19 protein-coding genes, 1 riboswitch and 1 other annotated feature are annotated in these 19,182 nt (G+C 48.7%); of the genes, 1 reads left to right on the forward strand and 18 read right to left on the reverse strand.

What is annotated here, in order from left to right; translation table 11 throughout:
• Positions 1-431: 431 nt before the first annotated feature.
• The 13 genes from msrA to C7R73_RS10505 all read right to left on the reverse strand — a co-directional run bounded on the left by msrA (position 432) and on the right by C7R73_RS10505 (position 13,740).
• Positions 432-974, reverse strand: coding sequence for a peptide-methionine (S)-S-oxide reductase MsrA (gene msrA / locus C7R73_RS10445; RefSeq protein ID WP_218131858.1), 543 nt, complete (start codon positions 972-974; stop codon positions 432-434).
• A gap of 74 nt (positions 975-1,048) precedes the next feature.
• Complete coding sequence (gene serS, locus C7R73_RS10450; RefSeq protein ID WP_106450465.1) at positions 1,049-2,350, reverse strand: serine--tRNA ligase; 1,302 nt, start codon at positions 2,348-2,350, stop codon at positions 1,049-1,051.
• Between the two features lie 52 nt (positions 2,351-2,402).
• Positions 2,403-2,635, reverse strand: a binding site (T-box leader).
• A 98-nt stretch (positions 2,636-2,733) separates the two neighbouring features.
• On the reverse strand, positions 2,734-4,077 hold the full coding sequence (locus C7R73_RS10455; RefSeq protein WP_106450466.1) for a serine hydrolase: 1,344 nt from the start codon (positions 4,075-4,077) through the stop codon (positions 2,734-2,736).
• 116 nt (positions 4,078-4,193) lie between these two features.
• Positions 4,194-5,333, reverse strand: a complete 1,140-nt coding sequence (locus C7R73_RS10460; protein WP_239992623.1) for a sensor histidine kinase — start codon at positions 5,331-5,333, stop codon at positions 4,194-4,196.
• Between the two features lie 56 nt (positions 5,334-5,389).
• Positions 5,390-6,082 carry a response regulator transcription factor gene (locus C7R73_RS10465; protein ID WP_106450527.1) on the reverse strand — a complete coding sequence of 231 codons (693 nt, stop codon included), beginning with the start codon at positions 6,080-6,082 and terminating at the stop codon, positions 5,390-5,392.
• A 181-nt stretch (positions 6,083-6,263) separates the two neighbouring features.
• Positions 6,264-7,748: an IMP dehydrogenase gene (guaB, locus tag C7R73_RS10470; protein ID WP_086986303.1), complete on the reverse strand. Its 1,485-nt coding sequence runs from the start codon at positions 7,746-7,748 to the stop codon at positions 6,264-6,266.
• Positions 7,749-8,018: 270 nt separating this feature from the next.
• Complete coding sequence (locus C7R73_RS10475) at positions 8,019-8,705, reverse strand: DUF1129 domain-containing protein (protein WP_106450467.1); 687 nt, start codon at positions 8,703-8,705, stop codon at positions 8,019-8,021.
• Between the two features lie 161 nt (positions 8,706-8,866).
• Complete coding sequence (gene ychF, locus C7R73_RS10480) at positions 8,867-9,967, reverse strand: redox-regulated ATPase YchF (RefSeq protein WP_086986305.1); 1,101 nt, start codon at positions 9,965-9,967, stop codon at positions 8,867-8,869.
• 51 nt (positions 9,968-10,018) lie between these two features.
• Positions 10,019-10,225 (reverse strand): DUF951 domain-containing protein, encoded by a 207-nt coding sequence (locus C7R73_RS10485; protein ID WP_086628836.1) that lies wholly within the window; start codon positions 10,223-10,225, stop codon positions 10,019-10,021.
• 37 nt (positions 10,226-10,262) lie between these two features.
• A complete protein-coding gene (locus C7R73_RS10490) occupies positions 10,263-11,156 on the reverse strand; it encodes a ParB/RepB/Spo0J family partition protein (RefSeq protein ID WP_106450468.1) in 894 nt (297 codons plus the stop codon).
• Complete coding sequence (locus C7R73_RS10495) at positions 11,146-11,910, reverse strand: ParA family protein (protein WP_086628685.1); 765 nt, start codon at positions 11,908-11,910, stop codon at positions 11,146-11,148. The genes C7R73_RS10490 and C7R73_RS10495 overlap by 11 nt, the downstream gene beginning before the upstream one ends.
• A gap of 315 nt (positions 11,911-12,225) precedes the next feature.
• Positions 12,226-12,942, reverse strand: a complete 717-nt coding sequence (gene rsmG, locus C7R73_RS10500) for a 16S rRNA (guanine(527)-N(7))-methyltransferase RsmG (RefSeq protein ID WP_106450528.1) — start codon at positions 12,940-12,942, stop codon at positions 12,226-12,228.
• Positions 12,943-13,077: 135 nt separating this feature from the next.
• Positions 13,078-13,740: an HAD family hydrolase gene (locus C7R73_RS10505; RefSeq protein WP_106450469.1), complete on the reverse strand. Its 663-nt coding sequence runs from the start codon at positions 13,738-13,740 to the stop codon at positions 13,078-13,080.
• A 350-nt stretch (positions 13,741-14,090) separates the two neighbouring features.
• Here C7R73_RS10505 and C7R73_RS10510 point away from each other — a divergent pair, with 350 nt between their 5' ends.
• Positions 14,091-14,447, forward strand: coding sequence for a GIY-YIG nuclease family protein (locus C7R73_RS10510; protein ID WP_106450470.1), 357 nt, complete (start codon positions 14,091-14,093; stop codon positions 14,445-14,447).
• A 34-nt stretch (positions 14,448-14,481) separates the two neighbouring features.
• Here the strand turns inward: C7R73_RS10510 and thiD are convergent, their stop codons facing one another.
• The 5 genes from thiD to C7R73_RS10535 all read right to left on the reverse strand — a co-directional run bounded on the left by thiD (position 14,482) and on the right by C7R73_RS10535 (position 19,146).
• Complete coding sequence (thiD, locus tag C7R73_RS10515; protein ID WP_106450471.1) at positions 14,482-15,264, reverse strand: bifunctional hydroxymethylpyrimidine kinase/phosphomethylpyrimidine kinase; 783 nt, start codon at positions 15,262-15,264, stop codon at positions 14,482-14,484.
• 8 nt (positions 15,265-15,272) lie between these two features.
• The gene (locus tag C7R73_RS10520) at positions 15,273-15,914 is read right to left on the reverse strand and encodes an HAD family hydrolase (RefSeq protein WP_106450472.1); all 642 of its coding nucleotides are present in this window, start codon (positions 15,912-15,914) and stop codon (positions 15,273-15,275) included.
• Complete coding sequence (gene thiE, locus C7R73_RS10525; protein ID WP_106450473.1) at positions 15,911-16,552, reverse strand: thiamine phosphate synthase; 642 nt, start codon at positions 16,550-16,552, stop codon at positions 15,911-15,913. The genes C7R73_RS10520 and thiE overlap by 4 nt, the downstream gene beginning before the upstream one ends.
• Positions 16,539-17,363, reverse strand: a complete 825-nt coding sequence (gene thiM, locus C7R73_RS10530; protein ID WP_106450474.1) for a hydroxyethylthiazole kinase — start codon at positions 17,361-17,363, stop codon at positions 16,539-16,541. The genes thiE and thiM overlap by 14 nt, the downstream gene beginning before the upstream one ends.
• 75 nt (positions 17,364-17,438) lie before the next feature.
• Positions 17,439-17,546: riboswitch (TPP riboswitch) on the reverse strand.
• Positions 17,547-17,598: 52 nt separating this feature from the next.
• A complete protein-coding gene (locus C7R73_RS10535; RefSeq protein WP_106450475.1) occupies positions 17,599-19,146 on the reverse strand; it encodes a prolyl oligopeptidase family serine peptidase in 1,548 nt (515 codons plus the stop codon).
• Positions 19,147-19,182: the final 36 nt, after the last annotated feature.

Here is a 19,182-nt window from a genome sequence, read left to right on the forward strand (position 1 = left end):
TTTGCTTCGACCGAAGTCTAAGCTCCTTGCACATTTGGTTCGTTCATTCTTCATTCAGTTTTCAAAGGTCTAATGTGTCGCACGCTCTCACATGACAACTTCTATATAATACCACTTGCGGAACCAATTTGTCAACAACTTTTTCAAAAAATGTTATTTTTATGAATTGGTCTGAAAGTTCGTACGAGCATCAACAGCCGTGGATACTTTTTACGGGTATCCGTTTGGCCTGTCAACGAATATCAATCATACCTGTGATAGGGGTTTTTGGCAAGCCTTTTTTGATTATTTATATTTTTTTGTCGCATGCTAAAATCAAAAGGTCCTTGGAATAGGCCAATACTGCCATGGGCAGCAAAAAAGAAGAGCCCTACCAAAGTGATTTCTTCGGAAGGACTCTTCTTTACTATTTTGTTGTCTAAGAAAGCTTTCTACTTTTTCCAATGCGATTCGATATACGAATCTCTGCCTGAATGGGAACGATACCCATGATAATGCGCACTGCTTTTTTTGTAGAAATCCTGATGATATTCTTCTGCAGCATAAAACGGTTGTGCCGGTTCGATGGAAGTCACGATAGGTTTAGTGAATTTCCCGCTGTCTTGCAGCGCTTGTTTGGAAGCTTCTGCTATCTCTTTTTGTTCCGGTGAATGATAAAAAATAACCGGACGGTAAGAAGCACCGCGATCTACGAACTGACCCATGGCATCAGTAGGATCTGTCTGCTGCCAGTATACCTCCACTAAATCTTTGTACGGAAACAAAGCTGGATCAAATGTAATTTGGACGGCTTCCGTATGCCCGGTTGTTCCGGCGCACACTTCTTCATAGGTCGGATTCTCTTTATGTCCGCCAGTATAGCCGGAAACAACTGATTCGATACCCGGAAGGCTATCGAACGGCTTGACCATACACCAAAAACATCCTCCGGCAAAAGTAGCTTTTTCCAATCTTGGTTTTGTCACTTTTATCATTCCTTTCGTACGCATTTTCGTCTGAAATGATTGTATCACATGACCAAAAGCTTACTCGCATATCTTGCTTGCGATCAGCGTTTGTTGCTTGCGTTTTCTTTGGTTATTTTCGTGATGCCGCCCATGTATGGCACAAGTGCATCAGGGATCGTGACGGAACCGTCTTCGTTTTGGTAATTCTCAAGTATCGCAGTCACCGTGCGGCCGACAGCCAGCCCTGAGCCATTTAACGTGTGCACAAATTCCAGTTTCCCTGTTTCTTCGTTGCGGTAACGGATTTTCGCACGGCGGGCTTGGAATGCCTCCGTATTTGAACAAGAACTGATTTCCCGATAGGTATCTTGAGCTGGGATCCAGACTTCTATGTCATAAGTTTTGGCTGCGGAGAAGCCCATGTCACCCGTGCATAAAGTGATGGTTCGGTGCGGCAGGTTCAAGCCTCTCAGTACAGATTCAGCATCGTCCGTCATTTTTTCCAATTCTTCATAGGAAGTTTCTGGTTTGCTGAATTTCACCATCTCCACTTTATGGAACTGGTGCATCCTGATCAAGCCTCTTGTGTCGCGTCCTGCACTTCCAGCTTCAGAACGGAATGAAGGACTCATTGCCGTGAAATAGACAGGCAGTTCCGCTTCATTCATGATTTCATCGCGGTAATAGTTCGTCAAAGGAACTTCTGCTGTAGGGATCAGCGTGAAATTGCGCTCATCCGTCAACTGGAAGACGTCCTCTTTGAATTTAGGGAATTGTCCGGTACCGAACATAGAAGCTTCATTCGCCATGTAGGGAGGAATGATTTCCGTGTAGCCATGTTCTTCGGTATGCAAGTCCAGCATATAGTTGTAGCAAGCGCGTTCCAGGCGTGCTCCTAGGCCTTTATAGAAGACAAAACGGCTTCCGGTCACCTTAGCGCCACGTTCAAAATCCAGGATATCCAATGCCTCGGCGATATCATAGTGGGCTTTCGGTTCGAAATCGAACGCGCGCGGTGTCCCCCATCTTCTTACTTCCACGTTATCCTCTTCGTCCGCACCGACAGGAACGGAGGCATGCGGCAAGTTAGGCAATCTTGTTGCGATGTAGGTCGTCTTCTCTTCGATTTCATTCAGTTCTTCATCCAGCGCTTTGATTTTATCGCCGACTTCTTTCATTTCGGCAATCTTATCATCCGCATTCTCTTTGTTGCGTTTCAATTGCGCAATTTCCTGGGAAACACCATTGCGGTATTGCTTCAGGTTTTCCGTCTCAACGATTTTCTCCCGGCGTTGTGCATCCAATTCCTTGAACGTCACCAACTCTTCCGTTTTAACGCCACGTGCAGCCAACTTTTCTGCAGTGTCTTCAAATCCATCCCTCAAAAATTTTACATCCAACATACTCTTTCCTCCTCATTATGTGTACAAAAATAGCCACTCCATCCCTAGAATAATCTGGGACGAAATGGCTTTAACGTTCGCGGTACCACCCAACTTCAGCCAATCCTAAATAGGTCTGGCTGCGCTTCATTGCGTTAACGGACGGATCCGGAACAATTTAGTCAATTGCTTGTTTTCATTGTTCGCTTCATGTGGGGATTCAACAGGTGAAGGGTCAGTTCTCACCGAACCACTGACTCTCTGGGGCGCTTCACATCATCTACTGGTCACATGCATGGCTTTCTCTATTCAATTAGTCTAAGATTCGATATCCTCATTTTACTGAACAAACCCTATGCTGTCAACAAAGCGGCCGGTCCAAATTAGCCTGCAACTATTCCGGATCAGTCAAAAAATCCTCCGACAAAATCGGATACTGTTTGCCAAGCTTTACCGAACAAGTCTCCGACAACGCGGCCGCCGCGCACAAAGATATTGGCTTTCTCAACGCTGCTTGCCACCGCGACTTTGACATCTTCGGAAGTCGTTCCGTCCAAATAGCCCAACTCGTCGCCTTCAACCGTCACAGCGACAGATCCGACTTCTGTGCCTTTTTCGATAGGCGCTTCAATCTCGCCGTCTTCATTCAGGCTCTCTTTAGCCGGTGTGAAAACAGTTGTGAGCGCCAGCTCTTCTGCGCCTTTTTCGGTAACAGTCACAAGGTCTTCATTGTAGACTAGCCCGACTTCAGTTTGCTTCCCTTTGGCTACGGTAATCGGCTCTTGCGTGGAAACAGCATCGCCTTTCGCCGCTATTGTCGTCTTTTCGAAGGTCGAGAAGGCATAGTCCATCAAACGATCGGTTTCAGTGAAACGTTTGGTGCTCTCATCAGCGCCAATGACCACAGTGATGATCCGCATTTCATCTTGCACTGCGGTACCAGTAAAGGATGCACCGGATTCCAGCGTTGTTCCGGTCTTCAGACCGTCCACACCTTCACGGTAATAAAACATTCCAGGCAACATCACGTTATAGCTGTGCATCATGATTTCGTCGGAGGTTCCCGCTTGGAAAGCCAACTCCGGAATGGAAGTCGTTTCCAAAACTTCAGGGTAATCATCGATCAGATGATCCGCGACCATCGCGATGCCACGCGCTGTCATTTTGTTGTAGCCGTCAGCCGGAGCACCCGGATAAAGGTTTTCTTCCGCGACATCGCTGTTAGACAAGCCGGTTGCATTATAGAGCTCATAGTTTTCTACGCCCCACTCATCCAACTGGGCCTTCATCAGATCGACGAATTTCGCTTCCGAACCAGCCAAAGCTTCCGCCAAAGCGATCGTCGATCCGTTTGCGGAATAGATCAATGCGGATTGGTACAGCTCTTCCACAGAATACGTGATGTCCTGGCGCAAAGGCACATTCGAAAAATTGTAGTTCTGGCTGACTTCATAGACGTAGTCACTGACGGTGATTTGCTTGTTCCAAGTCAATTTGCCTTCTTCGATGGCTTCCAGTACCAAGTAGATACTCAGCATCTTTGTCATTGAGGCTATGCCCAGCGCTTCTTCCCCGTTTTGGTTGACAAGCACTTTGTCAGTCTCGTCTTCTATCACGAAAGCGGCTTTCGCATCGACAGAAGGTTGTTCAGCAGCCAAAGCAGCCGGTGCAGCAAACAAGCTGTTCGCCAATACAGCAGCAGCTGATAGTGTTCCCATAATCATTTTTCGGTTTTTTATAGTTATCATTGTTTGTAGTTATCTCCAATCAGTCATATCGTTCGGTTCATATACCCTTCTATGTTAGCGGAAATATTGTAAAAAGACAACCAAAAAAAGGAACGTACACAGAAAGCGTACGTTCCTTATTCATTGACAGGCGGAGTCTGTCTCAAAGGGAGATGAAGCACGAATTTAGTTTCCGCCTCATCCGATTCCGCATAGATATACCCGCCATGAAGCGTGACGATGCTTTGGGCGATCGCCAGCCCCAACCCGGTCCCGCCCGTCTCTTTGGAACGGGAATTTTCCACCCGATAGAAGCGCCCGAACAATTCCTGCAGCGATTCTTCAGGGATGCGCTCCCCGTTGTTTTTCACGGCAACGATCACTTCAGAGCCGATCTTTTCCGCTTCGATGTGTACCCAAGTGCCGCCATGCGCATACTTCAGGGCATTGGAAATCAAATTATTGAAGACACGGGCCATCTTATCGACATCCATTTCGATCATCAACGGATCCGTCTTCATGATGACCTCAGTCTCCATATGGCGTTTGCGCGACTCCAGTTCATAATCCGCGACGATCTGCTCCAAAAAATTGCCGATATTGATTGTCTTCAACAACAGCGGAGTCGTCGGTTGACGCACTTTTGTGTATTCGAAAAGATCATCGACAAGCACCTTCATCTGCAGCGCCTTTGTGTAAGCGATATGGATATAACGCAAGGCATCCTCTTCACTCGTGAATTGCTTGTCCTCTATCAATCCCAGGTAGCCGATGATCGAAGTCAAAGGGGTGCGGATATCGTGACTGACGTTCGTGATCAATTCATCCTTTGATTGTTCGATTTTCCGCTCCTCTGCCATCGCTTGGACCGTACTTTCCACCAGCGTATTGATGCTGTCGACAACATCAACATAGCTGCCGGCATTGTTTGCGTCGATTCGATGATCGAAGTGCCCCGCTGCGATATAATGCAACTCGTCCAGGATATGCGTCAACTGCATCTGCTTGTATCTCCTGGCCAAACGCCAACCGGTGAAGATGGCCGCAAAAATCGCCGCTATCCATTGGAAAACATCATCATATATGGTCAGAAACGCGTCAACCACCATCACGAATCGCCTTAATGAGGGGATTTCCTTCAAAATTGAGGGAGGGGTCGCGACCAGTCGGTTGAACATCAGCTCCATCCCGATATAGAGCAGATAGACGATGCCCAGCGTCAAAGCCCCTTCAAAAACGAGTTCACTCAGTTCTTTTTTCTTCAACTTGTTAAACAAAGCAGCACCCTCCCGACTCAGCTGATTTTTTCAGGCCTGCCCTTATGCAGGCCTGCCTACTCCCCGATCTTATAGCCTACACCCCATACTGTCTGGATGACTTTCTCGCCACCTGTAGCCTCTTCAATTTTATCGCGAAGATGGCTCACATGCACCATCACGGTTTTGGCGGATACGATGCTTTCCTGTTGCCAAACGCGTTCAAAGATTTCATCGGCACTGAAGACGCGATTCGGATGGCTCGCCAATAAATGCAGGATGCCGAATTCCAGCGCGGTCAACTGGATGCTCTTTCCGTTCAGTGTCTTCACTTCATGGGAATCCTTCTTGATGATCAGCGGACCTATTTCGATCGAGTCCACCTCTGAAGCATCCACCTGCATATTGGTCCGGCGCAAAAGCGATTTGATGCGGGCCATTACTTCCAGTGGGTTGAATGGCTTGGAAACATAGTCGTCCGCGCCTGTCGTCAAGCCTTGGATCTTATCCATGTCCGTGGATTTTGCGCTCAGCATCAGAATCGGGATCGGATTATTCTGTTCCCGCAGCTCCTTCACTACCGATATGCCGTCCTTCTTCGGCATCATCACATCCAAAATGATCAACTGGATGTCCGCATTTTCCTCCAACTTGCGAAATGCATCGGTGCCGTCATAGGCTTTTATCGGATCGTACCCTTCATTTTTGCAATAGATGCTCAGTAAATCCACGATTTCCCTGTCGTCATCGACGATCAACACTTTATTCATATAGGACAATCCTTTCCCCAAAATATATATTTTCCCTCATCGTACCAAATTGTTCTAAATTTTTGCTTAAGGAAGCATAAAGAAATTCCGTTTTAATTATATCAGAAAGCTCCCACAAACCGTGAGCATAAGAAAAAAATGTCCGGGAACAGTGTCCCGGACATTTTGGGTTCTTGCGTTGTTATCTTTGGATGGAGTAGTTTGGTGCTTCTTTTGTGATTTGGATGTCATGCGGGTGGGATTCGATCAATCCGGCACCGGACATCTTGATGAATTGCGCATTATCACGAAGCTCTTGCAAATTAGCTGCACCGACATAACCCATACCGGAACGGACACCGCCGAGCAGTTGGAAGATGATATCACTGGCTGCCCCTTTATAGGCTACACGACCTTCAATACCTTCCGGCACCATTTTCTTCGCTTCATTCACGCCGCCTTGGAAGTAACGGTCGCTTGAGCCTTTTTCCATTGCTGCCAGACTGCCCATACCACGGTAAGTCTTGAAACGACGGCCCTGGAAGATTTCGAATTCGCCCGGGGACTCATCCGTACCAGCCAACATGCTGCCCAGCATGACTGCGTGTCCACCGGCAGCCATCGCTTTGACGATGTCTCCCGAATACTTGATCCCTCCGTCAGCGATGATTGCTCTGCCGTATTCTCTCGCTACGCTTGCAGCATCATAGATGGCTGTTATCTGCGGAACACCGACACCGGCTACCACACGAGTCGTACAGATGGAGCCCGGTCCGATTCCGACTTTGACTACGTCGACCCCGACATCAAAAAGTGCGCGGGTTCCTTCTGCAGTCGCTACGTTTCCGGCAATCAGGGTCGCTTCAGGGAACTGTTCGCGGATTTCTTTAATTTTGCGGATAACGCCGGCGCTGTGGCCATGCGCTGTATCGATGACGATTGCATCTGCACCTGCGTCCAATAACGCTTGGGCGCGTTCGAATGTGTCACTTGTGACACCCACTGCAGCCGCAACGATCAAACGGCCGTGTGCATCTTTTGCGGAGTTGGGAAACTCGATTACTTTTTCGATATCCTTGATCGTGATCAGGCCAGCCAAACGGCCAGTTTCATCGACTAAAGGCAGTTTTTCGATTTTGTATTTTTGCAGAATGGATTCAGCGTCCTTCAAAGAAGTCCCTACAGGAGCGGTAACCAAATGTTCTTTGGTCATGACATCGCCGATTGGAACTTGGTAATCCGCAATGAAGCGCAGATCGCGGTTCGTCAAAATCCCTACCAACTTGCGCTCTCCCATATCGTTAACGATAGGCACGCCGCTGATGCGGTATTTGCTCATCAAGTTCTCTGCTTCAGCAACCAAGTGATCAGGAGTCAGGAAGAATGGGTCGATGATGACGCCACTTTCGGAACGTTTTACTTTGTGCACTTCTTCAGCCTGCGCTTCGATGGTCATGTTCTTGTGGATGACGCCCAAGCCTCCTTGGCGAGCCATTGCGATTGCCATTGCTGCATCGGTTACAGTGTCCATACTTGCGCTCATTATAGGAATATTCAAGTGTAAATTTTTAGCTAAATCAATCGATAAATCCACATCGTTAGGTAATACATGGCTTTCAGCCGGGACTAATAATACATCATCAAAAGTAAAACCTTCTTTAGCGAATTTTGTTTCCCAATTTGACATTTTCGATGAACACTCCTTTTTATTTGTGCTGATTTTTATCATCTAAAATACCACCACCAACAACCTACGTCAAGCGCAAAGCTCCCTTTATCATACAATTCTCATATAGAAGCGTTTTTATCGAATGCTGTTGATTCGCGACTGCCGTAACGTTCGGAATTGGCACTTACGTTTGCATCCAGGGATTCATATACAGTTTTTTTCTGTCAATATACGAAAATAGCCGAGATACAAGTTTTATTTGCATCTCGGCCTCCACCACTTGACGGCCTACAAAATGCCGCCCACGATATGATATTTTTTCTTCAGATATACTTTTGCGCCAAAACCTACACCAGCGATCCCAAGGTACAACCATGCAGGCAAAGCGATATTGATTGTGGCTGGAATAAGCATCATGGAAACAGTCATGATGAGCATCCAAAGCAACATAGCGGCCGTCGTCGCAAAGATGTATTTCCCGAAGCCTTTTTCACCTTTTGGTGCATCTGGATTCGGTGTGTATTTGGAGATGATGAGCATGGCGATGCCGCCTACGATAAAGTTAAGGATCAAGCTGATCAGACCCATTCCGATTACGTCTTCTCCACTGTTGGTCAGCAAGGAAACGCCTGAAATCATCGCGAAAAGAGACCCCAGCAATAAGCCGCCATCCAAAGCGATCAACCAATCAGTCGAACGCACTTTCAGTTCGTTGTCTGTCGGATTTACCAGGATGTTTGATGCGCACTCAGACACTGTGCCGTATAATTGGCGGGCAGTTTTACCGGTTTTTTGGGCGTCCAACAATTCCCGCATCATTTTGTTGTAGATTTCCTCTCTGCGCCCATCTTCCAGGTTTGCAGCTCTCAAGGTTCTGTCCAGCCCCAGCATGTATTGTTCATTTCTTTTTGTCAAACTCTGCCATAAGGCTTTGTTTTCGACCTTCATTTGTGCAACGCTCTTCGTTTCTTCCAATGGTAAATCCTCCCTTGATTACATGCGGTATCCTTTATAGAACGGTTCTGAATCCTAGAGTTCTCCGCCTAACACTGTTCAGGCCCACTCAGCCAAAACCGGGCTGCTTGGTCCTGACCTTCGTTAGTGCTTAAACTCTGAACTCAGGATTCATCACACTCTTATACGTTAAAGCGGAATTCCATTACGTCGCCGTCTTGGACTACGTAGTCTTTTCCTTCAAGTCTTACTTTTCCTGCTTCTTTGGCTGCTTGCATGCTGCCGTAAGCCAACAGATCATTGTAGGAAACTGTTTCGGCACGGATGAAGCCGCGTTCGAAGTCGGAATGGATGATTCCGGCTGTCTGAGGTGCTTTCATCCCTAATCTGAATGTCCAGGCACGTACTTCTTTTTCGCCTGCTGTGAAGTAAGTTCCCAGCCCAAGCAGCGTGTAAGCTTTTTGGATCAGTTGATCAAGCCCGGATTGTTCGATGCCCAACTCTGACAGGAATTCAGCTTTTTCTTCATCATCCAATTCGGCCACTTCTTCTTCGATACGGGCACAGACGGTAACAACCTCTGCGCCTTCTGTCGCTGCAAAATCTCGGACAATCTTCACCATTTCATTGTCTCCGCCAGCTATTACGTCCTCTTCGGAGATGTTTGCGACATACAGAACAGGTTTTGTCGTCAATAGGAACAGGTTTTTCACGTACACTTCTTCTTCAGGTGTGAATTCGATTGTGCGCGCGGATTTACCAGCTTCCAGCGTTTCTTTGATTTTATCCAATATCGCTAATTCGTAAACAGCATCTTTATCCTTCGTACGCGCAATTTTGCTGATGCGTGTATAGCGTTTCTCGATGGATTCCAAATCCGCGAAAATCAGTTCCAAGTTGATGGTTTCGACATCATCCAATGGATCCACTTTACCGCTGACGTGTGTGATGTTATCGTCTTCGAAACAACGGACAACATGACAGATGGCATCCACTTGGCGGATGTTGGCCAAGAATTTATTCCCTAGACCTTCTCCTTTGCTGGCGCCTTTTACGATTCCGGCGATATCCGTGAATTCAAAAGTTGTAGGGACGGTTTTTTTGGGTTTCACCAATTCTGTTAATTTATTCAAACGTTCATCGGGAACTTCGACTACTCCGACATTTGGGTCGATTGTCGCGAATGGGTAGTTTGCCGCTTCCACTCCCGCTTTAGTGATGGCGTTGAACAAAGTGGATTTCCCGACGTTCGGTAATCCTACGATTCCTGCTGTTAATGACATTTCTTCACACTCTTTCCACTTAATATTGCTAATATTTATTCCTTCAAAGACTTATTCGACAGTTTCTTCTGCCTTAGTCAGTACTTTTTTCATTTTCTTCTCGAATTCACGGCGCGGCATCATGACCATCTGCCCGCATTTCAGGCATTTGATCCGGATATCCATACCCATTCGGATGATTTCCCATGAGTTGTTTTTGCAGGGATGCGGTTTTTTCATTTCCACCACATCATGCAATCCATAATCTTGTTGTACCAAGGCTAGATGCACCTCTTTCTGATGTCTTCGTCTATTCTTAATCGTCCAGGGAAATTTGCAGGATATCCAAAATCCGGGTCAGGTCGGCTGGAGAAAGGTATTCAATCTCGATTTTGCCTTTTTCGCCCTTGCTGGATATTTGTACGGATGTCCCGAATTTGTCCATCAAGCGTTCTTCGCTCTCTTTGATGTATACTGGCTTCGTTTCTTTTTTCTTCTTGGTTGTCTTTTTAGCGACATCTCCAGGATTGTTCAGTTGTTGGACCAGCAATTCCAGATGTCGGACAGTGATGCCTTCCTCGGCAGCACGTTTCGCTAATTCACTGATCAACGATTCATCGTTCAAGCCTAAAAGTGTACGGGCTTGCCCCATGGAGACCAATCCCTCTTGCAGCATCCGTTTGACGTCCTGCGGCAGATTCAACAAGCGCAGGTGGTTGGCAATATACGGACGGCTCTTCCCTAATCTTTGGGCGACATCCACTTGCGTAAGATTCAGCTTGTTCATCAAGGTTTGGTAGCCTTCCGCCTCTTCCAGCGGAGTCAGATCCTCACGCTGCAGGTTTTCCAGAATGGCGACTTCTATCATTGCTGTTTCGTCAAATTCACGGACGATTGCCGGGATTGTTGTTTTGCCGGCCAAGCGGGACGCGCGGACGCGGCGTTCGCCTGCAATGATCTCATAACCTTTTACGCTGGATTGGCGCAGGATGACCGGTTGGATGACGCCGTTCAGCATGATCGAGTCAGCCAATTCCCGCAAAGTCGAGTCATCGAAGGTTTTCCGTGGCTGATAAGGATTGGGACGGATTTCGTCTAAAGTGATCTCCTGCACCTTCTCTGTCTTTTCATCGATCTTCTCGATATCTTCAAAGTTGCTGAAGAGCGCGTCGATGCCGCGTCCTAGCCCTTTGCTGTTTTTATTCGCCATCTGCTAACACTTCCTTTGCCAACTCAAGATAAACTTCCGCTCCTTTTGAACGGATATCATAGTCAACGATCGATTGTCCATAGCTTGGCGCTTCGGATAAGCGGACATTTCGTGGAATGATTGTCTTGTATACTTTCTCTTTGAAATATTTTTTGACCTCATCAACGACTTCGAAGCCGAGATTCGTACGGGCATCCAGCATCGTCAATAAGACCCCTTCCAATTTCAGGTCCTTATTGAAATGCTTCTGAACCAAGCGGAAGGTGTTCAACAGTTGGCTCAGCCCTTCCAAGGCATAGTATTCGCACTGGACCGGAATCAAAACGGAATCGCTGGCGGTGAAAGCATTGATCGTCAAATGCCCCAGCGATGGCGGGCAATCGATGAAAATGAAGTCGTATTCGTCACGCAACGACTGCACTGCATCATAAAGGCGCGCCTCACGATGCGGTTGATTCGTCAACTCGATTTCGGCTCCTGCCAATTGGATGGTTGCCGGCACGACCCATAAATTTTCCCGCGAGGATTCTCTGATGACATTCTCGATGGGCTCTTGGTTCACTAATACATCATATATATCTTTTTCAACATCTGCTTTTGAAATGCCGAGTCCGCTGGTGGCGTTCCCTTGGGCATCACTATCTATCAATAACACTTTTTTGCCTAAGTAGGCCAAAGAAGCTGCTAAATTGACGGTGGTCGTCGTTTTTCCGACGCCGCCTTTCTGATTTGCGACTGCAATAATCCGTGCCATCTATTCTCCTCCACTTTCTGTCGTTCATTTGAAGCTGCTGTACCGCCGTTCTACTTTTTTGCCTAAAAAAAGAGAAAAAACGATACCTGCGCCTTTTCTCCTACGCATTTCTTCAAAATGAATCATCATTTATCGCTCAGTATGTCTATTTATAAAAAAGGCTATAACTTTACCAGACTATTGTAACAAAAAAAATTGGAAAAATATAGGATAGATAAAACCGATGACATAAAATCACTTTATGCTCGCATCTCAAACCCAAAAAGCCCGGCCTGCCTGCAAAGAAGCAGACGGTCGGGCCGTTCCTTTTCCGATTTACAATGGATTTTTGTTCGGTGTCCCGGCTTTTCTCGGGTAGGTCTTCGGTGTTTCTTTCGTTTTCTTGATCTTCACAATATGGCGTTCGCCTGCATCATTCGGCAGTTCAAAAAAGATATCCTCTTCTAGTTTGCCGCCCAGAGTTGCGATGGCGCGCTCTGCATCGCGGAGCTCTTCTTCCGTACTGGCTGCTTTCATCGCGACAAAAGTACCACCTTTTTTGGCCAAAGGCAGACACAGTTCGCTCAGGACGCTCAAGCGCGCAACCGCACGCGCCGTCACCACATCGAATTGGGCGCGGAATTTCTTGTTCTGTCCAAAAGTCTCCGCACGGTCGTGGAAGCAGGAGACACCCGTCAAACCTAATTCGGCAACCAGCGTTTCCAGGAAAGTGATCCGTTTGTTCAATGAGTCCACGATCGTCACCTGCAATTTAGGGAAGGCGATCTTGAGGGGGATGCTCGGGAAACCGGCCCCGGCACCCACATCGCAAAGCGTGACTTCTTCTTCAGTGAAATCCATGTGGAATCCCAATGAAATGGAGTCATAGAAATGCTTCAGATAGACTTCATCCGGCTCAGTGATGGCTGTCAGGTTGATTTTTTCGTTCCATTCGCGCAATAAACGCAAATAGGTTGCGTATTGTTCGAGTTGCGTTTCATTCAAAAGGATCCCTTTTTCGGCAAGGGCCTCGGTAAATTGTTCTGGATTCATAATGTTTCCTTTCATCATTGGCTTCGTCTGTTTTTCTACCTCTCTACTTTATCCTGAAAGAGCGGTCTGTACAAGGGCTAAATCAACTTTAAAGCCGCCGTCCCGAATAAAGGACAGCGGCTTTTTCCAATCTATTTAAGCATCAAGCAGACTTGCGATGATGATTTCCAGTTCCACAAAGGAGTTGGCGATGCGATCGGGGTTTTCCGCGCGCAAGGTTTGGGCGGAACTCCCTCCCCAGGTGATGCCGATGGTCTTTGTGCCTGCCATTTTGCCCATCTGCATATCATAGATGGTATCACCGATCATCACGGTTTCTTCTTTCGCCATCGGGATTTTCTCCCAGGCGGTGAAGATGCCTTCCGGATTCGGTTTGTGCTGGTTCATGTTGTCCAATCCGATGACGACCTCCATCAGGTCCAACAGGTCCACTGCAGCAAGACTGCGCAGCAAAGCTTTGGTTGCTTTGTTGGAAATCACGCCGAGATGGTGTCCGTTCCCTTTCAGTTCCATTAAGGACTCCCGCGATAAATCGTATGGTTCCAACAGCATATTTTCAAATTTTTCGTATTTATCCCAAAAGACTTCCATCAGCTTATCCAGCTCGACCGGAGAGAGTGCGTGTTTCTTCAGATAGCCGATAAACTTCACAAAATGGGGCTTTCCTCTATCCTCACGCAGTTGCTCAGGGGTTGGAACGGGATAGCCGAAATGTTCAAATGTATCCATTGTAGCCATTTCGCTAATTTTGCATGTTTCCGCCAAGGTACCGTCAAAATCGAATAATAGTAATCCCATCTTCCATCTTCCCTTCGATCGCAAATATGAACCGGATGCGGACAATAGAGTGTACTCTACTTTTGGCGCAGGAGCCCAAAAATTCCGAATGTTCACTATAATCAAAATTATAGCAAACAAAAACGACAGAATAATGAGGGTTTATTTAGAATTTGGAAAGAATTCCCTAGTTTTCGCCGTCTCTAACCCGCAATTTCCGAACGTTAAGAGATGGACGGTTTATTAATGTACTGAATTTACCCGTCCACTTCTTGCCCGTTGCGGTCTCCATCTTGGGACAGGGGCAATTGACGGAATATCAAAATTTGCGTATGCTTTTTAATGAATCCTGAAAGGAAGTTGGAAATGGAATGACACAGAGAAAAGAACTGCGGCGCCAATTCGAAGAGGTGCCTATCGAAGCGGGTGTTTACGAAGTAAAGAACACAGAAAACCAAAAGAGTTTCATCGGCAAAACCCCGAACCTGAAGACCTTGAACGGCATGAAACATATTTTGAACATGGGGGCGAACAACAACAAGGAGCTCCAAGCCGATTGGAACCACTTCGGGCAGGACGCCTTCACCTTTACGATCTTGGAAGTGCTGAAAAAGAGCGAGGACCCTTCCTTCAACGAGAAGAAGGCCTTGGAACAACTGGAGGAAAAATGGCTGAGCGACAAGCAACCTTTCGGGGAACGCGGCTACAACCGCAGGCCTAAAGCATAAAAAAGAAAACAAGCGCTCGCGCCTGTTTTCTTTTTTAGTTGATGCGGTAAGCGTGATTGAGTGGGCCGCTGCCCTTGCCCAGATCCAGTCCGTCGCGCAGTGCGCCGGTGATGTAGGCTTTGGCCTTGCGGATGCTCTCTTCCATTCCGTGACCTAAAGCCAGATTCGCTGCGATGGCTGAGGAAAGCGTGCAGCCGGTGCCGTGCGTATTAGGGTTTTCGATCCGTTCCGACTCGAACCAGCTGACTTTCCCGTCCATAAAGAGCAAATCGTCGGCACTGTCCTTGAGATGGCCGCCTTTCAGGAGCACACTGGTTCCCGCTGCTGAAGCGATGCGGTCCGCTGCTTCCAGCATATCCGCTTTCGTCTCGATTTTGACACCGCTCAGCACCTCCCCTTCAGGAACATTTGGGGTGATCACATCAGCCAACGGCAACAGCAGCGTCCGCAAAGCCTGGCTGGCATCGTCCTGCATCAGGCTGCTGCCGCTGGTGGCCACCATGACCGGGTCCACGACGATATTCTCTGCTTTGTATTCGACCAGCTTCTCTGCGATGACTTTGATGATTGCGGCGTTCGACACCATGCCGATTTTTACTGCATCCGGGCGGATATCCTTGAACACGCAATCCAGCTGCTGCGCCACAAATTCGGGCGTCACTTCCATGATTCCGGCCACGCCTGTCGTGTTCTGTGCCGTCAGCGCCGTGATCACGCTCATCCCGTAGACTTTGTGCGCCATCATCGTCTTCAGGTCCGCTTGGATCCCCGCTCCGCCGCTGCTGTCCGAACCGGCGATCGTCAATACTGTTTTCATGTTTTGGCTCATCCTTTCCAATCCGAAAATGAATAGATGTACTGCTCCGTCAACGCTTTGATGCGCTCCCTATCCTGTGCTGATGTCTCATCATAGACGCCGACTACCCGGAAACCGGCTGCCGTTGCCGTTACGATGGCATGCAGGGCATCCTCAAAGACGACGGTCTTCCTGGAGGGAGCCCCAAGCTGTTCGAGCGCCCGCTGGTAAATGAGCGGATCCTCTTTGCCTGCCTTTACCTCACTGCTGGTCAGGATGGTGCTGAAATATTTCCGGATGCCCAATCGTTCCAAGGCGCTCTCGGCCAAATGCCTTTCGGTCGCGGTGGCGATGCACATCTTCACATTCTGTGCCTGCAATTTCTGCAGGTATTCCGCTACGCCAGCTTTAAGCGGGACTTCATAGCGGTAAAAATCCGCAATCAGCGTTGTTATTTCCGAAAGGATCGTTTCTTCGGCTTCGCGCAATCCGTAGACCGCTTGAAAATGTTGTGCGGCTTGCGGCAGGCTCATCTTCTTCAACGCATCCTGCAGACCTCGAGCCGGCTGCAGCTTTTTCTGAAGCAAGTAATTTTCTCCCAATCCTTGCCAGATCGGCATGGAATCCAGCAGTGTCCCGTCCAGATCGAAGATGGCTGCTTCCAGTTTCATGATTGCACCATCGCTTCTGCTAACGGGCGCAGCCTTTTCACTGCCGCGGTTATGTCAGGCTGCGCAAAGATAGCGGATACGACGGCAACCCCATCAATGCCGCTGCCCTTCAGGTTGAGGATATTCCCTTCAGCGATGCCTCCGATCCCCACAATCGGTATGCTCACCGCTTGGCAGATCTGCTGCAGCGTTTCGATCGACAGCGTGTTGACATCCAGCTTCGTCGCTGTCCCGTAGATGGCACCGACACCCAGATAATCGGCCCCATTCCGTTCCGCCGCCAGCGCCTCTTCGACGGAATGGGCAGAAACGCCCAAGATTTTCTCCTCGCCGATCCGGCTACGGACATCTCCCGCCTGCATATCGCTCTGCCCCACGTGGACGCCATCCGCATCCAGCGCCAAGGCCACATCGACCGCATCATTAATGATGAAGGGAACGCGGTGGCGTTTGGCCACGGCCTGCAGTTCCTTGCCCAGGGAGACAAAGGCGTCGAAATCCAGTTCCTTCTCCCGCAACTGCACGACGGTAACGCCCGCCTGGATGGCTTCTTCAAGCTGTTCCGCCAAAGACGCATTGCCCAGCCATTGGCGATCGGTCACCGCATAAAGCAGCAAATCATTCTTATCTACTCTCAATTTTAGCGCCCCCTTCCAGTTTTTCGGCCGACATCTTGCTGATTTCATCGATGATGTAGCTGCGGTAGGATGAAGTCCCTGTGGCATTGCTTATCATCCTTTCGTAAGCCAACTCGCCGCTGACTCCCATTAGGCATACCGCTGCCGCCGTGGCATCCAGCAATTGCTCCGGATTCGCTCCGCAATAGGCTGCGATCAATGCCGACAGCATGCACCCGGTTCCGGATACCTTCGCCATCTGCGGATGTCCGTTGCGGATGATGAAAGCTCTGTCCCGGTCCGCGACGATATCGATCGCACCGGTGATCGCGACGACCGCATCATTCCGGTCGGCCAATCGTTTGGCGAAAGCGACAGTTGCCTCAAGCGTCTCTTCGGTCACGGCATCACTGATGTCGGCATCGACGCCTTTCGTCGTGCCACTGCCGGAATGGATCGTCTTCATTTCCGAAATGTTCCCTTTGATCACGGTGAAGGCAATTTCCTCCAGCAATCTGAATGTCGCTTCGGTCCTGAAAGGGGATGCCCCCGCACCGACCGGATCCAAAACGACGGGATGGGAGAGCGCATTGGCTTGGTGCCCTGCCAGCAGCATGGACTCCACGGCTCGGCTATTCAGTGTTCCGATGTTCAGATTCAGGGATGTACAAATGCTTGTGATATCCGCTACTTCCTCGGGGGCATCCGCCATGATTGGGGAGCCTCCAGCAGCCAAAAGGACATTGGCGACATCATTCACAGTGACATAATTGGTGATGCAGTGGACCAGTGGTGTCTGTTGCTGTACATTTTCGAATAGCTTATTGAACATGGGTTACCTCCAAATAGTTTGTTTGATGCGACAAAAAAAGCGGGAAATGTCCGAATAGGCATTTCCCGCTGAATGGATTCATTCAATGTTATTTCCCTACGTTGGCATTATCCAAATCAGGTAATAGGTCGAAGTTGATTACTTCCTCTCAGCCTGCTGACACAAGCTCCCTTTTTTCGTATGCAGTTATGACCTCATCTTAGCATATGAGCCATCCTTACTCAAGGATGATTTTTTATTTCGATTGATCGTTCAGCCACTCGAAAATATTTGTATAAGTGGTTTCGCCGACTGTCGCTGCAGCGGTTCCCCCTCCGGTAGCGTTGCTTGCTTCGAAGCCGAATGTTTCAGCGTCAGCCGAGGCAGCGATCGCCGCTTTGTCCTGAACGCCCGTCACCTGGTTATTGAACAAGTAGATCCAGGAGAAATGGCCTAGGTAAGTAGTGCTCGGGCTGTCCGTTCCTTCAACCGTTTCAAAGTAGGAAACCCAAGTGTTTTCCGCTCCTGCCTGGACGAGTGCCTGGTAAGTCGGCAACAGATAGTTCATAGGTACGACAACCGGATCGTCCGCGGATTGGACCAACCAGATCGGCAAGTCTTTGATCGCTTGGATTTTTTCTTCCGTGAACCAAACTTGTTCTGTTTTGACAAAACTGGATGTTCCGGTAGCTTCATCATCCGTTTTCACGTACGTGCCGTCGCTGTTGCGTTCGTATTCATAATACGCATATGCCTCGCAGACAGGGTAAGCCGCCGCAAAATAGGCAGGGTATTGGATGGCCATATTCATGGTCATGTAGCCGCCGTTCGAGCAGCCTCCAAGATAGATGCGGTCGGTATCGACATCCGGATGGGCAGCGACATAGTCATCGATCGTGTCCATCAAGATTTCCGTGTATCGGGAGATGCCGCTGCCGTTTCCGTTCGTTCCGTCCCCTTCATCCATCCAATAGGTAGGCGTTTGGACAGTCAAAACGTAAGCACCGGTCACGTCATCGGTTTGGAAATAGGACTGGATTTCCTCTTTTGCCAAGGCGGACACTTCATTCCCAAGGATGGCGATATCGGGATCGGTCCCGCCTTCCCCTTGGCCGTGCAGCCAAATGACCAACGGATTCGCTTCCCCTTCGGCAAGTTCTGCCGGCTCATAGGCAGCTGTCGAGAGCGTCAATTCCTCTTCCAGATCCGTCAGCGGATTCACGTAGGTGCCGCTGAAAGTCCCTCTGGCCGTGAATAAGTCGGTATCCGGTGAGATGCGGTTGTTCACGGCATCCTCCGTGATGCTCAAGGAGTAGGTTTCATCCTCGATTGTGACGGCCGGCGCAGCGATTGCGACCTCATAAGCTGGGGACCATTCATTCATCGATGTCGTCGTATTGTAGGTGAATGGGGATCCGACCACGCTGAAGGTTTCATCATTAAACCCGGTCTCCATATCGATCGCGATGAAGTTTGAGTTTTCCTGCGGATTCCCGTTCTCATCGGATGTGTAGACGTCCGTAACCGTGCGTTCCGCCCCGGCTGTCATGACCTGCCAGCCACTAGGATCGACACTGTCGACCGCATCCGCCAGCTCGATGATAAGCTTCGGTACGCCCGGTCCTCCTTCGTAGCCTTTCACATAGATGCTGGTCTTGACGACGCCATCGTATGTCTCCGCCTGTTGCATACTTTCTTGTTTGGCCGAATCCTGTTGATCCGCCGATTCTCCGGATCCGCAACTGGCAAGCAAGCCTGCCGTTATCCCTAATGTTAAAATCGTGCTGAATGTCTTACGTCTCATTCCCTAATCCCTCCATATCCCATTTATCCATCCAAA

The organism is Trichococcus alkaliphilus (assembly GCF_003008695.1).
GTDB lineage: Bacteria > Bacillota > Bacilli > Lactobacillales > Aerococcaceae > Trichococcus > Trichococcus alkaliphilus.